The organism is Bradyrhizobium sp. URHC0002 (assembly GCF_054059515.1).
This window is the reverse complement of sequence record NZ_JBSSCF010000001.1, coordinates 7,190,444-7,208,095: the sequence shown is the minus strand read 5'-3', so window position 1 is coordinate 7,208,095 and position 17,652 is coordinate 7,190,444. Positions and strand designations below refer to the sequence as shown.

At 63.8% G+C, this 17,652-nt stretch carries 16 protein-coding genes; 11 read left to right on the top strand and 5 right to left on the bottom strand.

What is annotated here, in order from left to right; translation table 11 throughout:
* The first annotated feature begins 153 nt into the window (after positions 1 to 153).
* On the top strand, positions 154 to 1,746 hold the full coding sequence (locus ACVWVY_RS35080; protein WP_456630671.1) for a porin: 1,593 nt from the start codon (positions 154 to 156) through the stop codon (positions 1,744 to 1,746).
* Positions 1,747 to 2,190: 444 nt separating this feature from the next.
* On the top strand, positions 2,191 to 2,355 hold the full coding sequence (locus tag ACVWVY_RS35075; protein ID WP_456630670.1) for a Flp family type IVb pilin: 165 nt from the start codon (positions 2,191 to 2,193) through the stop codon (positions 2,353 to 2,355).
* A gap of 80 nt (positions 2,356 to 2,435) precedes the next feature.
* Here ACVWVY_RS35075 and ACVWVY_RS35070 read toward each other — a convergent pair whose 3' ends face one another.
* Together ACVWVY_RS35070 and ku are read right to left on the bottom strand one after the other, a co-directional pair.
* Entirely contained in the window at positions 2,436 to 2,672 is a 237-nt protein-coding gene (locus ACVWVY_RS35070; RefSeq protein WP_456630669.1) for a hypothetical protein, read from the bottom strand.
* Between the two features lie 36 nt (positions 2,673 to 2,708).
* Positions 2,709 to 3,674: a non-homologous end joining protein Ku gene (ku, locus tag ACVWVY_RS35065; RefSeq protein ID WP_456630668.1), complete on the bottom strand. Its 966-nt coding sequence runs from the start codon at positions 3,672 to 3,674 to the stop codon at positions 2,709 to 2,711.
* A 261-nt stretch (positions 3,675 to 3,935) separates the two neighbouring features.
* On the opposite strand from ku, the gene ACVWVY_RS35060 reads away from it, so the two are divergent.
* From ACVWVY_RS35060 to ACVWVY_RS35020, 9 genes are all read left to right on the top strand, one after another.
* Positions 3,936 to 4,088, top strand: coding sequence for a hypothetical protein (locus ACVWVY_RS35060; protein WP_456630667.1), 153 nt, complete (start codon positions 3,936 to 3,938; stop codon positions 4,086 to 4,088).
* 272 nt (positions 4,089 to 4,360) lie between these two features.
* Positions 4,361 to 5,032: a response regulator transcription factor gene (locus tag ACVWVY_RS35055; RefSeq protein WP_212418408.1), complete on the top strand. Its 672-nt coding sequence runs from the start codon at positions 4,361 to 4,363 to the stop codon at positions 5,030 to 5,032.
* Between the two features lie 98 nt (positions 5,033 to 5,130).
* Complete coding sequence (locus tag ACVWVY_RS35050) at positions 5,131 to 6,504, top strand: sensor histidine kinase (protein WP_456630666.1); 1,374 nt, start codon at positions 5,131 to 5,133, stop codon at positions 6,502 to 6,504.
* Positions 6,505 to 6,666: 162 nt separating this feature from the next.
* On the top strand, positions 6,667 to 8,082 hold the full coding sequence (locus tag ACVWVY_RS35045) for a hypothetical protein (protein ID WP_456630665.1): 1,416 nt from the start codon (positions 6,667 to 6,669) through the stop codon (positions 8,080 to 8,082).
* A 149-nt stretch (positions 8,083 to 8,231) separates the two neighbouring features.
* Positions 8,232 to 9,335 (top strand): c-type cytochrome biogenesis protein CcmI, encoded by a 1,104-nt coding sequence (ccmI, locus tag ACVWVY_RS35040; RefSeq protein ID WP_456630664.1) that lies wholly within the window; start codon positions 8,232 to 8,234, stop codon positions 9,333 to 9,335.
* Between the two features lie 44 nt (positions 9,336 to 9,379).
* Positions 9,380 to 9,871 carry a cytochrome c maturation protein CcmE gene (ccmE, locus tag ACVWVY_RS35035; protein WP_456630663.1) on the top strand — a complete coding sequence of 164 codons (492 nt, stop codon included), beginning with the start codon at positions 9,380 to 9,382 and terminating at the stop codon, positions 9,869 to 9,871.
* Positions 9,868 to 11,847 carry a heme lyase CcmF/NrfE family subunit gene (locus ACVWVY_RS35030; RefSeq protein WP_456630662.1) on the top strand — a complete coding sequence of 660 codons (1,980 nt, stop codon included), beginning with the start codon at positions 9,868 to 9,870 and terminating at the stop codon, positions 11,845 to 11,847. Before ccmE ends, ACVWVY_RS35030 begins: the two co-directional genes overlap by 4 nt.
* Positions 11,848 to 11,851: 4 nt before the next feature.
* The gene (locus ACVWVY_RS35025; protein WP_456630661.1) at positions 11,852 to 12,349 is read left to right on the top strand and encodes a cytochrome c-type biogenesis protein; all 498 of its coding nucleotides are present in this window, start codon (positions 11,852 to 11,854) and stop codon (positions 12,347 to 12,349) included.
* Positions 12,350 to 12,430: 81 nt separating this feature from the next.
* Complete coding sequence (locus ACVWVY_RS35020) at positions 12,431 to 12,952, top strand: DUF1993 domain-containing protein (protein WP_456630660.1); 522 nt, start codon at positions 12,431 to 12,433, stop codon at positions 12,950 to 12,952.
* Positions 12,953 to 12,979: 27 nt separating this feature from the next.
* On the opposite strand, the gene ACVWVY_RS35015 is transcribed toward ACVWVY_RS35020, so the two are convergent.
* The 3 genes from ACVWVY_RS35015 to ACVWVY_RS35005 all read right to left on the bottom strand — a co-directional run bounded on the left by ACVWVY_RS35015 (position 12,980) and on the right by ACVWVY_RS35005 (position 17,629).
* Positions 12,980 to 13,393, bottom strand: a complete 414-nt coding sequence (locus ACVWVY_RS35015; protein WP_456630659.1) for a hypothetical protein — start codon at positions 13,391 to 13,393, stop codon at positions 12,980 to 12,982.
* 67 nt (positions 13,394 to 13,460) lie between these two features.
* On the bottom strand, positions 13,461 to 16,547 hold the full coding sequence (locus ACVWVY_RS35010) for an efflux RND transporter permease subunit (protein WP_456630658.1): 3,087 nt from the start codon (positions 16,545 to 16,547) through the stop codon (positions 13,461 to 13,463).
* Positions 16,544 to 17,629 (bottom strand): efflux RND transporter periplasmic adaptor subunit, encoded by a 1,086-nt coding sequence (locus ACVWVY_RS35005; RefSeq protein ID WP_456630657.1) that lies wholly within the window; start codon positions 17,627 to 17,629, stop codon positions 16,544 to 16,546. The genes ACVWVY_RS35010 and ACVWVY_RS35005 overlap by 4 nt, the downstream gene beginning before the upstream one ends.
* Between the last annotated feature and the right edge of the window lie 23 nt (positions 17,630 to 17,652).

Genomic DNA, 17,652 nt, shown 5'->3' with positions numbered 1-17,652 from the left:
AGATCGTTTGCATTGGTTTGACGCGGCGGCGTTGCGAAAACATCACAGCCGCGACGGAAGTGAGGCGGCATCACACTCTTGTCATTCCAGCCAAGGATTTTTGGATTACTTCTGAGACATGCAACCGCATGAATCGCGGGACAGGAGACTGAAATGATTACGGCGCGAACACTTATTCTCGGCTCGGCGGCAGGCTTGATCGCCATCAGCGGGGCACAGGCGGCTGACCTTCCGGTCAAGGCCAAGGCAGTCGAATATGTGAGGATCTGCTCACTTTACGGCGCCGGCTTCTACTACATCCCGGGCACCGACACCTGCATCAAGATCGGCGGCTATCTGCGTGCCGACGTCACGTTCAATGGCGGCGTCCACGGCGCACCGGCCTGGAGCAGCGATCTCGGCCAGCAAAACCGCTACCGCGACTACTTCACCGCTCGCTCCCGTTTGGCGTTGACGGTCGATACCCGTACCGCGACCGAATACGGCGTGGTCCGCACCTTCGGCCAGGCCGATTTCCAGTTCAACAATAACAACAACAACAACCCGACTACGCTAACCGCGTTCCCGGGCAGCTCTACCAACGGGCTCATGACCCCGGGTGGCGGCTATGCTGCGGTTGAATATCTTTTCATCCAGTTCGCCGGCTTTACCTTCGGTAAGTCCTCGTCAGCTTATTCGACGCCCTGGAACGGTTTTCCAGGCAACATCTCCTCGAGCCTGCTCGGCGGCAACAACACCGACACGGGCGTCAACAACATCCAGTACACCGCCGAGTTCGGCAACGGCGTATCGGCCTCGATCGGTCTCGACGACCCGACCGCCTGGAATCGCACGGCCGTCTACAATCTGGGAATTCCGTCGGCAATTGGCGCCAACGGCACCGGATCCAACGCCTACGCCGGCACCCATGCTCCCGATATCGTCGCCAGGATCCGGGTCGATCAGGCCTGGGGTCTGTTCCAGTTGTCGGCCGCGGCGCACGAGGTCAACGCGTCGTACAATATTCTGGCCGCCGGCGCCGTCCCGAATGCGCTTTCTGAAATCAGCGGCCACCCTGAAACCAAGTGGGGCGGTTCGGTGATGGCTGCGTTGCAGATCAAGAACCTGCCGACCGGTGCGGGCGACGACATCAAGATCGACGCCTCCTATGCCAAGGGCACGACCAAGAATGTGATCGCCACCAGCGGCACCTCGCCGAACTTTGCGATGTTCGGCGACAGCGGCTTCGGCTACCAGAGCGTCGGCTTCGGCGCGACCACCGACGGCGTCTACATGCCCGGTGCAGGCGGTACCGGCGGCATCGTCCTGACGACGGCCTGGGGCGTCCGCGGCGCGTTCAATCACAACTGGGACCCGTACTGGTCGTCGAGCCTGTTCGGCAGCTACTCTGCTGTCCGGTATGACGGCGGCGCGAACGACAACCTGCTCGGTGCGGGAACCACTTCGGCCAAGGGTGCCTATTGTGCGCAATTCAACCTCAGCCACCCGGGTCAGGCATTGGTCGGCAATACGACCGGCGCCTACACCTGCAACCCCGACTTCAACGTCTCGCAGCTTGGTGCCAACCTCCGCTGGACACCCGTCAAGAACCTGACGTTCACGGGCGAAGTGCAGTGGTTCCACCTCGACCAGAAGATGTCGGGCAGCTCGGTATTCACGGCGACCGCTCCGAAGCCGTCCGCGCTCTACCAGTTCAAGGATCAGGACACCGTCCTGCTCCAGGTCCGCGCCCAGCGTAACTTCTAAGAACGACTTCCGGACCGGGCCATTGTGCCCGGTCCCTCCTTCAACGCCGCGGCGGGGCGGGGGTAACTACCCCGCTGCGCCGCGGCGACTGAACATCGCGGCCATCAGGCCGATTATGTGATCCATGATACGGACCTCGCAGCCGCCGATAAGTTGGCGATAAGCTGCTCCTGGGTCTCCTCGTGCAGGAGATGTAATTCCTTCCCGTTTCGCGCTTCTGCGCTGTCATCTGCCTCACTCCGCAAGACGCCGATCGGGCGACGATGGACGGGCGGTGCGCAATCGATGGTAAATTTTCCGTACTGTATGATTCCGGGACCCGCGGATTCTTCGACCGCCTTAATCGATCGTTCATGCTGTTCGTCAAGGCCTCTTCAATCGTTCCCGCCTAGAGTTTAAAAAGTATGGCGCGGGAATTTCGGGGAGCGTCGACAGGAGTTTTTTATGCGTCGATTATTGGCACGATTTGTCGACGATGAATGCGGTGCTACCGCCATCGAATATTGCCTCATTGCCGCCGGCATCAGCATCGTGATCGTCACTGCCGTTAACGGCATCGGCAGCGCGCTCAACACGAAATTCACCGAGGTCAGCGCCTCGCTCAAGTAGCCGGGATTCAGCGGCACGCATCATGCGAGAGCTGCTGCTCCGGCAGCGGCCGACAGGGGCGGGGCGGCGATTGACGCCGGCTAGCCTTCTTTCCCGTCCGCATTGAGCGCCCGCATGACAGCGATCCGCGCGAACATCAGCCAGCCACCGCCGGTCTCGGCCGCATTGATCAGATTCTCGACTGCGGTCTGCCAGTGCGCCTCGTGCTGCACCTTTTCCGGCAATGCCATGACATAGTCGGCAGCTTGTTGCAGCGTCACGAGCCTTCGGCCGCCGCGAAGCGGTATCGGGTCATCGAACGGGGTTGACCAGGGCATCGCGCGCTAGATGATGCTATCGCGCTCCTTGCCCAATCATCCGGCCTTCTTGGCGCGGGCGGCGCTGCGCACCGGCTTCTCGGCCTTCTTCGGTGCTTCCTTAACCGCCTCCTTGGCGGCGCGTTTGCCGCTGCCGCTGATCGGCAGCAGCATCTCGCGCTGGCCGGCGGCGGCCTTCTTCGGCTTCTTGCCCTTGGTTTTGGCGGCGGCGGGGGCGGCCTGTTTTTCGCTGGCGAGGCTGCGCTTGAGCGCGTCCATCAGGTTGATGACATTGCCGCCGGTCTTCGGGGCGGCCTTTGGCTTGGCGCTGAGGCCATTGCGCTTCTGGTTGATCAGGTCGATCAGCGACTGCTCGTAGCGGTCCTCGAACTGCTCGGGTTCGAACGATCCGGATTTCTGCTCGACGATATGCTTAGCCAGATCAAGCATATCCTTGGTGATCTTCACATCCTGGATGTCGTCGAAATATTCCGTCTCGCTGCGCACCTCGTAGGGGTAGCGCAGCAGCGTTCCCATCAGCCCCTTGTCGAGCGGCTCCAGCGCGATGATGTGCTCGCGGTTGGTCAGCACCACGCGTCCGATCGCGACCTTGTCCATGCTGCGGATGGTTTCGCGGATCACCGCGAATGCATCGTGGCCGACCTTGCCGTCCGGCACGAGGTAGTAGGGGCGGATAACATAGCGGCTGTCGATATCGGATCTCGGAACGAATTCGTCGATCTCGATGGTGCGGGTCGATTCCAGCGCTATGTCGTCGAGCTCGTCCTTCGACACCTCGATGTAGGTGTCGGTGTCGATCTTGTAGCCCTTCATGATGTCGTCGTTGGTGACTTCCTCGCCGGTCTCGGCGTCGACCTTGGCGTATTTGATGCGGTGGCCGGTCTTGCGGTTGATCTGGTTGAACGAGACCTTCTCGGTATCCGACGTCGCCGGATAGAGGGCGACCGGACAGGTCACGAGGGAAAGACGCAGAAAACCCTTCCAATTGGCGCGCGGGGCCATGGGCTACTCCAAAAAAACGCAACAGACGACCGACGAGGATACCATCGGATGCCCCCGTCTCAAACACGGCGGGACAGGGAATCGCGGAATGGCGTTAACCGCCGAACGGCCCGGCTCTGCGGCCGGCCTGCGACCTTTTGGCCGCCGCTGCCGCGTGGCGCGGCCCGAAGGCCCGGAACATCACTTCCGATCATGCGTTGCTTTAATCGGCGGTGTCGAAGCATTCGCTGGCATTACAGGCACTTACTCGAAGAGGTCCCCATGGCAACGCGACGACATGGCCAAATCATCGAAACCCCGACTGAGGCGCGCCAGGCCGAACCCGGCCCGTCGGTGCTCGCGCTCCTGACCGTTTCGACCGGGCTCGCGGTTCTGATCCTCGGCATCGTCTGGTTCGTATTCTTCCGTACGTGAGCGATTGAATGGCCGACGCGACCGGGGTTTGCCTGCCGCCTGCGGACGGGAAGCGCCCCGCCATTTCGGAAGCTGCCGACGCAAGCGACCTGCCGGGCCTCTTGGGGCAGTCAATTGGCTATGCTAGGCGTTCGGCTTGCGGCCATGCCTGGCCCCCGAAAGCGTTATGACGAAAAAGTAACATTGCCCCGTGTCCCTCGTTCATGGCCCGTTCACGCCGGTGGGCCTCATCTTGAGATCTGATATCGTAGGGCTCATTTTTGGAGGCCAGCTTGCGCCTGCTCGTTGTGGAGGATGATCCGGATCTCAACCGTCAGCTTACGACGGCTCTGACGGATGCCGGTTATGTGGTCGATCGCGCGTTCGACGGTGAGGAGGGGCATTTCCTCGGTGACAGCGAACCTTATGATGCCGTCGTGCTCGACATCGGGCTGCCCAAGATGGACGGCATCTCGGTCTTGGAGGCGTGGCGCCGCGGCGGCCGCGCGATGCCGGTCCTGATCCTCACCGCACGCGACCGCTGGAGCGACAAGGTGCAGGGGTTTGACGCCGGCGCCGACGACTATGTCGCCAAGCCGTTTCACCTCGAAGAAGTGCTGGCGCGAATTCGCGCGCTGTTGCGCCGCTCCACCGGTCACGCCCAGTCGGAACTGACCTGCGGTCCGGTCTCGCTGGATACGCGCACCGGCCGCGTCAGCGTCTCCGGCAATCCGATCAAGATGACCTCGCACGAATACCGCCTGCTGGCCTACCTGATGCATCACACCGGGCGCGTGGTGTCGCGCACCGAACTGGTCGAGCATCTCTACGATCAGGACTTCGATCGCGACTCCAACACCATCGAAGTATTCGTTGGCCGCATCCGCAAGAAGCTCGACGTCGACATCATCCAGACCGTGCGCGGGCTCGGCTATCTGCTGACGCCGCCGTCGCCCGGGACTTGATTTGCGCGTTGTTTAATTCGAGCATGACCCGATCCGAAGGCTGGTCTCCATCCTTCGGATCGAGGCCTTAAAGACATGCTTTTCTGGATCGTGCCCTGATGCGCGGAAGCTCGCTCGCGACGCGGTTGTTCCTGTCGGCGACGGCGTGGGTGGTCGTGATCCTGGTCATAACCGGCGTGATCCTGTCGTCGGTCTATCGTAACGCGACCGAGCGCGCTTTCGACCGCCGCCTCAACCTCTATCTCCGCACCCTGATCGCCGAAGTCGCGACCCCGGACGAGCCGCCCGACCACCAGTTCCAGTCGCTCGGCGAGCCATTGTTCGAACTCCCCTTGTCCGGCTGGTACTGGCAGATCGTCCGTACCGACGAGAAGGCCGAGACGCGGGCGTCGCGTTCGCTGTGGGACAAGAAGCTGCCGAAGCTCGAGGAGATCGGCGCGGAGCTGACCCCCGCCGGCATCCGTCTCGGTTACGTCGACGGGCCCGAGGGCCAGAGTCTGCGGGTCGTCGAGCGGCCGGTCGACCTCGGCGTCGACGGTAAATTCCTGGTCAGCGTGGCCGGCGACGCATCCGAGATTTTCGACGAGATCCGCGCCTTCGATTATTACCTCGGCGGCACCTTTGCAGCGCTCGGTATCGTGCTGCTGCTGACGACGATCTTCCAGGTCCGCTTCGGGCTGGCGCCGCTCAAGCGCATTTCGGAATCGATCGCCGACATCCGCTCCGGCCGCGCCGAACGGCTGGAAGGCGAGTTTCCCGTCGAGATCGCGCCTCTGGCGCGCGAGACCAACGCGCTGATCGACGCCAACCGCGAAATCGTCGAGCGCGCGCGTACCCATGTCGGCAATCTCGCCCACGCCATCAAGACGCCGCTCTCCGTCATCGTCAACGAGGCTTCCGCCCACGCGGTAGATCCCTTTGCCAGCAAGGTCTTGGAGCAGGCCGATGTGATGCGGGATCAAGTGGCGCATCATCTGGAACGGGCCCGCATCGCCGCGCGCGTCACCACCGTCGGCACCGTCACCGAGGTCGCGCCTGCCATCGAGGCGCTGCGGCGGACCATGGAAAAGATCCATCGGGATCGCGGCATCACGATCGAGGTGAAGGCTGATCTCCTGGCCAGGTTCCGCGGCGAGCGCCAGGACCTCGAGGAGATGGCCGGCAATCTGGTCGACAATGCCTGCAAATGGGCGGCCTCGCAGGTCTTCATCGAGGTGAGGGTGGAGCCGCCGTCAGAGCCCCTTGCCGGGCCGTGGCTCCGGATCGTCGTCGATGACGATGGCCGCGGATTGTCCGCCGCCGAGCGCGCGCAGGTATCCCGGCGCGGCCAGCGCCTGGACGAATCGAAGCCGGGGTCCGGGCTGGGGCTTTCGATCGTGGTCGATCTCGCCGGCCTCTATGGCGGCAGCCTTGTCCTTGGCGACGCCCCGATCGGCGGGTTGCGGGCGGAACTGGTGCTTCCGGGGGTCTGAAGGCCTCGCCCGGCTGATTACCTGGGGTTGAAGGGGCGGTTACTGGCAATGCCCGGGGTTGATTTCGTTATTCCTAAACGACTTCTTAACGCGCGCACTTCTAAGATTGGTGCCGGGCGCGCTTTGCCGTCCACGTGACACACGCATATCCACACCAGGCGAATGAGCCAGACATCGACCGAGCGGCTGAGGGACTATCTCGCCCAGCTCCCGCCGCAATCGCAGGCGCTGCTGATGCGGGAGTTCGAGCGCGCCATTGAGCGCGGCGAGGACATAGCCGTCGCCAATTTCGTGCTCGAGCAACTTCGCAAGGTCGTGCGCGGAACCGAGGAAGACGACGAGACGCGTCCGCGGACCGACGATCCGGCGCGCCTGTTGTATGGTCCGCTCGAGCCTTTTCTCGTCGAGAGCAATTTTCCCGTCAGGGCCGGGCAGATCCGGCGTGGGTCGCTGCTGCCAATCTGGCAATGGCTCGGCCGCGACGGGGCGCCCGATGCCGCGCGTGCATTCGAAGCCTCGCTCGTCGGGATCAGGCAGAGCGGCAGCAACGCCGGCCTCGAAGGCGTGACCCGCAAGTTCCAGCTCGCCGCAGCCGACGCGATCATCAAGATCGCCACACCGGTCGCGGGCGACGACAGGCAGCGGGCGCTCGCCCGTATCGGCCCGCCCAATGTTGTCGAGGACTTGTTGTCGATCGCAGGCGTGCTGCGGGCGCGCGAGACGCTGGATACGCTCGGCAGCCGGATGCCGGGCCAGATGCGGGTGTTTTCGGAATCCCAGATTGCCTCGGTGGGGACGGCCCTCAACGTTCCCTCGCTGCAGACGCCGCAATTGCTGCCTTTCGCGCTGTCGCTGATCATGCAGCGGCTGGCGCAGCCGTGGCAGATCATCCGTCTCGCGATCAAGATGGCGGCATCCGACGACGAGATTCGCGTGGCCGCCACGCCCTACGGCATCGCCGTTACGATCGCGCTGCACGATCTTTCATTCCTCACGGCCTGCCTGCGAACGGACATCAGGCGCAGCCAGTTCGACAATGTCGGCGAGCAACTGAAAATGCTCCACGATGGCGTGCGCGGGCTGCGCACCGAGCTCGACCTGCGCAACGATTCCGCATGGGGCCGCCAGCTCACGACGATCCGCGCGGAAATTTCCAATTCGCTGCAGTCCGAGATCGAGAGCGTGCCCGGCCGGGTCCGTCGTATCCTGCGTCAGCGCGCCGACAAGGATATCGCTGCCGCGCCGAAAATCGACGTCGCGGAGGTTGAAGAGATCGCCGCCTTGATCGACTTCGTGGCGGTATGCCGCACCTATGCCAGCGAACTCGCCATCAACGAGGTCACGCTGCGGACCTATTCCGACCTGCAGCATTACGTCGAGCGATCTACCGAGAGCCTGGTGCAGGCGCTGCGCGGCGGCGACCCCAAGGCGCGCGCCTACCGCCAGACGCAGGCGCAGGCGGCGATCCGCTTCTGCGAAATCCTGTTCGGCCATGACTATGCGTCGCTGATGAGCCGGGCGGCCGAAAATGCCGTGACCGGCGAGCGCAAAGCGACCAAGGCGACCAAGGCGAGCTAGGCTCAAATCCCCGCCGGCCTGGCCTTCTGGGAGACTCCTGTCCGGATGTTTTCTGCCGCAATTGTCAATTGCCGGGCTTGCCGCCGGTGGTGTAAAGCGGCGCATCGGCGCTCGCCTGGACGCGCCGTTCCGCCCCCGGGAACCGCCTGATGACGCTGTGGTTTATGTTCGCGCTGATGACGGTCGCGGCGATCTTCGCCGTGCTCTGGCCGTTGAGCCGCGGCACTTCTGCGCCGGCCGGCGGCAGTGAGGAGGCGGTCTACCGGGATCAGCTTGCCGAGATCGATCGCGATGTCGCTGCGGGCCTGATCGGCGTGTCCGAGGCCGCGGCCGCGCGTGTCGAAATCGGTCGCCGCCTGCTCGCCGCCGCGGACGGCCAGCGCGACCTGCCGGTGCGGTCGAACCTTGGTCTGCGACGCGCTTCCGTGATCGTGGCGCTGCTGGGCCTGCCGATTGCGGCGGTGACGTTCTACCTGTCGCTCGGGTCGCCGCAACTGGGCGACTTTCCGCTTGGCTCGCGCACCCGTACCGCCGACGCCAGCCAGCCGCTCGACAACATGGTGGCGCAGGTCGAGGCGCATCTCGAAAAAAATCCGACCGACGGCCGCGGCTGGACCGTGCTGGCGCCGGTCTTGGCGCGTCTTGGCCGTAACGATGATGCGGTCAGGGCCTACCGCAATTCCATCACCTATGCCGGTGACAGCGCAGAGCGCCGCGCTGATCTCGGTGAAGCCCTTGCGATTGCGGCGGGCGGCGTCGTCACGGCGGAGGCCAAGGCCGAGTTCGAACGCGCGGTGGCGCAGGACGTCGGCGAACCCAGGGCGCACTATTACCTCGGGCTCGCTGCCGAACAGGATGGTCGCCAGGCGGACGCCGCCGCGATCTGGCGCGCGATGCTCGCCAAAGCGCCCGCGGATGCGCCGTGGCGGCCGGTGGTCGAGGCCGCGCTGGCGAGGGTCGGGAGCCCCGCCGCGCCAGCACTCTCCAACGATGCGATGGCCGCCGCCAAGGACATGAGCGAGGCTGACCGTGGTGCGATGATCCGTGGCATGGTCGATCGACTCGCGACCCGGCTGAAGCAGAACGGCGACGATGTCGAGGGATGGTTGCGGCTGATGCGGGCCTATATGGTGATGGGGGACCGCGACAAGGCGGCGACCGCGCTTGTCGAGGCGCGCCAGGCGGTCGCCAACGATACCGAGCGCTTGCGCCAGCTCAATGAGGGCGTGAAGAATCTCGGGCTTGGTGGGTGAGGCCATGATGCCGGAACCCAAGGGCGAGGACAGAGGATAGCCATATGACGCGCAAGCAACGGCGTTTGACCATGATCGGCGGTTCGCTCGCGGTGCTCGCCATTGCCGCGGCGCTGGTCCTGAACGCCATGCGCGATTCCATCGTGTTCTTCTCCACGCCGACCATGGCGGCCGAGAAGCAGATCCCTCCCGGCAAGCGGTTCCGTCTCGGCGGCCTGGTGCAGCCGGGATCGCTGGTGCGCGGCGACAGTCTCGCGGTCAATTTCAGCGTCGCCGACGGCAGCGCCACGCTGCCGGTCGCCTACAAGGGAATTTTGCCGGACCTGTTCCGTGAAGGGCAGGGCGTTGTCACCGAAGGCGCACTGGATGCCTCCGGCGTCTTCAGGGCCGACACCGTGCTGGCCAAGCATGACGAGACCTACATGCCCAAGGATGTCGCCGACGCCTTGAAGAAACAGGGACACTGGAAGGACGATTACGGCGCCAAGCCCGGCGTCGCGGCCTCGGCCGCGCCGGTGCAGGGGGCTTCGAAGTGATCGCGGAAGCCGGGCATTACGCGCTGGTGCTGGCGCTTGGATTGGCGCTGATCCAGTCCACCGTGCCGTTGCTTGGCGCGCGCTACGGCGATCATGCCCTGATGAATGTCGCGCGCTCCAGTGCGCTCGCGCAATTGCTGTTCGTGGCGACGTCGTTTGCGTTGCTGACGATGCTGCACGTGATGTCGGATTTCTCCGTCGTTAACGTGTTCGAGAACTCGCACTCGATGAAGCCGCTGATCTACAAGATCACCGGCGTGTGGGGCAATCACGAAGGATCGATGCTGCTCTGGGTGTTTATCCTGGCGCTGTTCGGCGGCCTGGTCGCCGCCTTCGGCAACAATTTGCCGCTGTCGCTGCGCGCCCACGTGCTGGCGGTGCAGGGCTGGATTGCGGCCGCGTTCTATCTGTTCATCCTGGTCACCTCGAATCCGTTCCTGCGCATCGCGAGTCCCCCGATCGAGGGCCGCGACCTCAACCCGGTGCTGCAGGACATCGGCCTCGCCGTGCATCCGCCGATGCTCTATCTCGGCTATGTCGGGTTCTCGATCTCGTTCTCCTTTGCGGTTGCTGCGCTGATCGAAGGCCGCATCGACGCCGCCTGGGCGCGCTGGGTGCGGCCATGGACGCTGGTGGCGTGGATATTCCTTACGCTCGGCATCGCGATGGGATCGTACTGGGCCTATTACGAACTCGGCTGGGGCGGCTGGTGGTTCTGGGACCCGGTCGAGAATGCTTCCCTGATGCCCTGGCTCGCCGGCACCGCGCTGCTGCATTCCGCGGTCGTGATGGAAAAGCGCAACGCGCTGAAGGTCTGGACCATCCTGTTGTCGATCCTGACCTTCTCATTGTCGCTGCTCGGCACCTTCCTGGTGCGCTCGGGCGTCTTGACCTCGGTACATGCGTTCGCGACCGATCCGGCGCGCGGCGTGTTCATCCTGCTGATCCTCTGCCTGTTCATCGGCGGAAGCCTGTCGCTGTACGCCTGGCGGGCGTCGGCGCTGAAGCAGGGCGGACTGTTCGCGCCGATCTCGCGCGAGGGCGCGCTGGTGCTCAACAACCTCTTTCTCACCACGGCCTGCGCCACCGTCTTCATCGGAACGCTGTATCCGCTGGCGCTGGAGGTTCTGACCGGCGACAAGATTTCGGTCGGCGCGCCGTTCTTCAACCTGACCTTCGGACCCCTGTTCGTGCCGCTGATGGTGGCGATGCCGTTCGCGCCGCTATTGGCATGGAAGCGCGGCGATTTGCTCGGCGCGGCACAGCGGCTGACGGCGGCCGGCATAGCGGCGCTGTTCGCGATCGCGGTGCTGTGGGCTTGGACATGGGGCGGAGCCACGCTCGCGCCGCTTGCGATCGGGCTTGCGGTGTTCGTCATCGCGGGCGCCTTGAGCGATTTGGCCGAACGTACCGCATTGTTCCGCGCACCCCTGACAACGGCGATGGCTCGCGCGCGCGGATTGCCGCGCGCGACCTGGGGCACGGCGTTCGCCCATGCCGGCGTCGGTGTTGCCCTGATCGGGATCGTCTGCGAGACCACCTGGAACAGCGAATATATCGGCTCGATGATGCCAAGCGATGTTGCCAGGGTCGCCGGCTATCAATTGAGGCTCGACAGCGTCACGCAGCGGCAAGGGCCGAATTTCCGCGAGATGATCGCGCAATTCACGGTCAGTCTCGACGGCGAGAAGCTCCGCGTGATGACGCCATCGAAGCGCGACTTCACCACGCGGGGTTCGTCGACCACCGAAGCCGCGCTGCTGAGCCGTGGCGCCAGTCAGCTCTATGTGTCGCTCGGCGAAACCAGCGCCGGCGCCATTGCGGTCCGCATCTATCACAAGCCGCTGGTGCTCTTGATCTGGTGGGGGCCGGTGCTGATGGCGTTCGGCGGCCTGCTGTCGCTGTCGGACCGGCGGCTGCGCGTCGGCGCGCCGAAGCCTTCCAAGGCCGCTCGTGCGCTGCAGCCGGCGGAGTGAGCCGTTGAGGAAGCTTCTCGCCAGCGTATTTGTCGTCGCCATGATGGTCGGGTGCCCGTCCGCCCACGCGGTGCAGCCCGACGAGATCATGTCGGATCCCGTGAAGGAGGCGCGGGCGCGTGACCTGTCGCGCGAGCTGCGCTGCATGGTGTGCCAGAACCAGTCGATCGACGATTCCGACGCGCCGCTGGCGCGCGACCTGCGGCTCCTGGTGCGCGAGCGGATCGCGACCGGCGACAGCGACAGCCAGGTGATGGATTTCCTGGTGGCGCGCTACGGCGAGTTCGTGCTGCTGAAGCCGCGCTTCACGCCGCATACGCTGCTGCTGTGGCTGCTGCCGCCGCTCGCGTTGATCGGAGGCGGGCTGGCGCTCTGGTTCTACAGCCGCCGCCGCGCGAATGCCGGCAGCACCGCCGATTCCTCGCTCCTGCGCTTGACGGAAGAGGAAGAGGCGAGGCTGGAGCGGCTGCTCGCAGCCGATGCGCCGGATAAGCCGGCTTAAGCCCGCGCCATTGCAAGCGGGCGGGTTTCCGCTATGACTCCCCTGTTCAAAAACAAAACATAGCCCAGGAGGAAACCGCACATGGCCTTTTCACTCTACGACGCCAGCGTGGCGAATTACCTTCAAATCCTCGGCGGGGTCAGTGGCTTCCTCGAGCGCGGTCTGACCTATTTTCGCGAACAGAACATCGATCCGGAAACCATGGTCGAGGCGCGACTCGCGCCGGACATGCTGCCGCTGCGTTTCCAGATCATCTCCGTCGCCCAGCATTCCCGCGGCGCCATCGAGGCCGTGCAGAGCGGAGAATTTCGTCCGCCTTCGTTCAAGACGCCGTACGATTACGCCGGATTGCAGGCGCTGGTCGCACAAACCCGCGAAGCCCTGGAGGGCTGGACGCCGGATGCCGTTAATGCGCTAGGTGGCCGGGACGTCGTCTTTCTCCTCGGCGATCACAAGCTGCCCTTCACGGCAGAGGGTTTTTTGATGTCGTTCTCGCTGCCCAATTTCTATTTCCATGCCACCACCGCCTACGACATTTTGCGCACCAACGGCGTGCCGCTCGGCAAGCGCGATTTCATGGGCCGGCTGAAGATGAAGAAGTGAGGGCGCTCAACGGCCGCGAAGTCTCGTTCAGGCTCGGGCATGGCCGGTTATGGGAGTCGTTATGGTGCCGGCAGCAACGAGTTGGAGCACGACGAAGAAGCCGTGTAACGCCGTCGTCACATAGCCGACGACAAGCATGTCCGCGGCGATGAAGAGTTGCCAGAACACCAGATTGGCGGTGCCGAGCAGAACATGGATCGCTGCGGCCGTGAGGTGCCAGGCGCGCGACGGTTCGGCCCGCCACATCTGGATGCCGATCACGAAGGCCAATCCGTGCGCTTCGATGAAGCCGAGACCGGAGTGGGGGGCCGCCGCGACGATCGCGGCCACTGGCCCGAGCCCGAAAAAGACGCCGAGCACGTCGCTGCAGAATCCGCCCGCCGATGCGGCGAGCAGGAAGATGGCGTTGGTGCGAAGGAGTATTTGCCGTGATGTCGTCATTCATGATCTCCGTTTCTCGATAGAGGCGGCGCTTCGGTTGGAAGGCGCCGGGTATGAATGCCTGTCGTCACGCAGCGAGCGGGAGTTTGTCGGGCTGTTCGGCGGATTGCTCCGTGACCTCTGGCTTGATCTTGAACCAGGCGACATAGAGTGCGGGCAGGAACACCAACGTCAGCAGCGTGGCTACGACAAGGCCGCCCATCACCGCATAGGCCATCGGACCCCAGAACACCGTTGGCGCAATCGGGATCATGCCAAGGATGGCAGCGGCGGCGGTGAGCAGAATGGGCCGCAATCGGTGCTCGGTAGCACTGATGACCGCTGACCACGGATGTTCGCCGTCGGCGATGTGCTGGTCGATCTGCGAGATCAGGATCACCGAATTGCGGATCACCATGCCTATCAGCGAGATGATGCCGAGGATCGCAACGAATCCCATGGGGGCGCGTGAGATCAGCAGGGCTCCGGCCACCCCGATCAGCGCGAGCGGCGCCGTCAGGAGAACCAGTATCAGCCGCTGAATGCTCATGAGCTGGACCATCAGGATGGTCGCCATCAGGAACAACATGAGCGGAAACACCACCAGGATACTTTGCTTGGCCTTTGCGCTGTCCTCGATGACGCCACCGAGCACGACCCGATAGCCGGCGGGGAGGCGAGTGCGGAACTCCTCGACCGCGGGAGCAAGCTGTGCGGCGACCGTGGTGGCTTCGACCCCAGGAACGACGTCGGATTGCACGGTGACGGTCGGCAGCCGCTGGCGTCGCCAAATCAAGGGCGGTTCGAGCGAGTACGAAAGGCTTGCGATCTGCTCCAGCGGAACATGACGACCACCGGAAGCGGCGATCATGAGGTTGCGCAAAGTATCGACCTTGGCCCGCTCCTCAGGCACCGCCCTGGCGACGATATCGATCAGGTACACGCTGTCGCGCAGTTGCGTGATCCTGGTGCCCGAAAGAACGGCATTGATGTTGTTTGCCAGTTGCTGCGAGCTGATGCCGAGTGCCCGCGCGCGATCCTGGTCGACATCGACCTTGATCACCTTGGCGTTCTCGTTCCAGTCGTAGTTGATGTTGCGGGTGTTGGGATTTTGTCCGAGTACCTGGGCAAAGGACAGCGCCAGTTCTCTGGCCTTGTCCGGATCCGGTCCGCTGACCCGGAACTTGAGCGGCCAGCCCACGGGCGGCCCCAGTTCAAGCGGGGTTACCCGCGCCATAAGCGCGTCGAAGTCGGTCGCGACGGCCTTTTCGATCCGTGCCAGGACATGGCCGCGGACCTTGGGACCCTTGGTGACAACCACGGCCTGCGCGAAGAAATCATTGGCCAGTTGCTGATCGAGCGGCAGATAGAACCGGATCGCTCCCTGGCCAACATAGAAACTCCAGCGCTCGACATCGGGATCGGCCTTCAGCAGGTTCTCGACCCGCGCGACCACCTGCTGTGTCGCCTGAAGCGAGGCGCTGTGCGGAAGCGTCAGGTCGATCAGCAATTCCGGCCGGTCCGACTTCGGAAAGAATTGCTGCGGGACGAAACGCATCGCGCCAACCGAGCAGGCGAACAGGACCGCCGCTGACCCCAACACGAACCATTTGCGCCGCAGGGCCAGGTCGAGCGTCTGGCGGAACCAGTTCGAGAACCAGGACGAGCCGTGATTGCCATGGCTTTTCAACGTGGCCGGCAGGATCATGACGCCAGTGAGCGGCGTGAAGAGAACCGCGACAATCCAGGAAACAACGAGGGCGATGCCGACAACGGCGAACAACGAGAAGCAGTATTCGCCGGCGCCGCTCTGGGCGAAGCCGACCGGCACGAATCCGGCAATCGTGACCAGCGTGCCCGTCAGCATTGGAAACGCCGTCGATGTATAGGCAAAGGTGGCGGCCTTGATCTTGTCGTAGCCTTCTTCCATCTTGGTGATCATCATTTCGACCGCGATCATCGCGTCATCGACCAGCAGCCCGAGTGCGATGATGAGGGCGCCAAGGGAAATACGCTGAAGCGAGATGCCGGCGAGCTTCATCGCCAGGAACGTAATGGCAAGCACCAGGGGAATCGCGACCGCCACGACGATTCCCGGACGCCAGCCGAGCGCGAGGAAGCTGACCGCCAGCACGATCGCGATCGCTTCAGCGAGGCTTTCGGTAAACTCGCCGACGGCCTCATGAACGACCTGCGGCTGATCCGCGACCAGATGCATGTCGATCCCGACCGGGAGGTCGCGCGCCAGTTCCGCCGCGCGCTCCTTGGCGTTGTGGCCAAGCGCCAGCACGTCACCGCCGGTTGCCATCGAGACCGCAAGGCCGATCGCCGGCTGGCCGTTGAAGCGGAACACCGGCTGCGACGGCTCGACATAGGCGCGGCGCACCGTGGCGATGTCGCCCAGGCGGAAGAACCGGTCCTGGAAGCGGAAGTTGACCGCCTTGAGGCTTTCCTCCGAGGTGAATTCACCGGAAACCCTGATGGCGATCCGCTCGGGGCCGGCGTCGACTGTACCGCTTGGCACCAGCGCATTCTGGGTCTGCAGCGCCTGAACCAGGGCATTCGAATCGAGGCCGAGGGCTGCGATTTGCTGGGTCGAGAATTCCAGATAGATTTTCTCGTCCTGTACGCCGACCAGTTCGACCTTGGCGACGTCGCGTACACGCAAGAGTTCTGCGCGCAAGCGATTTCCGACGTCATGCAGTTCGCGATGGCTGAATCCATCGGAGGTCAGGGCGAATATCAGCGAATATGTGTCACCGAACTCGTCGTTGAAGAACGGACCGGAGACGCCTGAGGGCAGGGTGTAGCGGATATCGTCGATCTTCTTTCTGACCTGATACCAGAGCGGCTGTGTCGCCTGGCCGCTCACAGTGTCTTTCAGGGTCACGAACACCACGGATTCACCGGGCTTGGTGTAGCTCTTGACATAGTCGAGGTTGGGAAGCTCCTCGAGCTTCTTCTCGATCCGGTCGGTGACCTGTTGCAGCGTATCGCTGGCCGTTGCGCCCGGCCACATCGTCTTGACGACCATCGTCTTGATGGTGAATGGCGGATCCTCCTCGCGGCCGAGTTTGCCATAGGACCAGAATCCGGCGATCGCCGCCGCGAACATCAGATAGACAACAAAACTTCTGTGGCGGAGTGCCCAGTCGGAAAGATTGAAGCCGGTCATCGCACGCCTCCCTCGGCTAGACGAACCTTCTGGCTCTCGCGGAGCCTGTTGACACCGGCCGTCACGACAACGTCGCCCTTTGCCAGGCCACCGCTGACGATGACCCGGTCGGTTTCGTAGCGGGTGACGGCGATGGTCTTGAGCCGCACCGATTGGTCGGTGGGGTCGACGATCCACACCGCCGGCGCCCCTTCCTTGTCGAACAACGCGCTTCCGGGCAGCACGACGACCGGCAAGCTCGATGCCTTGAGATGACCGGCGATGCTGCTGCCGAAACGCATCTGTTCCGGCGGATTACTCAAGGTGACCTTGACCTGGTAGGTTCGCGTGGTCGGGTCAGCGATCGGAGAAACCTCGCGCACGACGCCGTTGGCCGATACGCCGGGATTGCTCAGCAGCAGTACCGCGACTTCCCGGGGCTCATGACCCGTCGTGTTGTATTCAAAGGCTGCTTCGGCCATCGAGAAGACCGCGTCCTTTTCGGCGGACCGGGCGACCCGCACAATCATGTGTCCGCTGTTGACGACCTGGCCGACCTCGGCGCCGACTGCCGTAACGACGCCATCGAACTCGGCATGCAACTCGGAATAGTTGACCTGGTCCCTCGCCATGTCGACGACGGTCCGCGCCTGATCGCGCTTTGCGTCCGCGGAGCGGAAGTTCTTGAGCGCGGAGTCGTAGATCGCGCGGGTGGTCGCGCCGCTCGAGAGCAGTTGCCGATGTCTGTCTTCGGTGCCCTGCGCTTCGACGAAAACGGCGTCGGCGGCGACGAGATCGGATTCTGCCGATTTCAGCTTGTTGCGGTAATCCTGTTCATCCAGACGCGCGAGGACATCGCCCTTTTTGACGACGGCGCCGACATCGACAGCGCGCGTGACCATCTTGCCGGCAACGCGAAAGGCGAGCTCGCTTTCATGGCGCGGCTTCACCTCACCGATGGCACGGCGATCGTCGTCGATCGGCTTGGGGTCGACGACGAGCGTGCGGACGGATTTCACCTCCGGGGCCTTCGGTGCAACGTCGTTGCATCCGGCGACCGGCAACATGCAAGCAAGCAAAAACAGATGTCGTCGAAGCGACATGGAACCCCTCCCTGCAGCGAAAC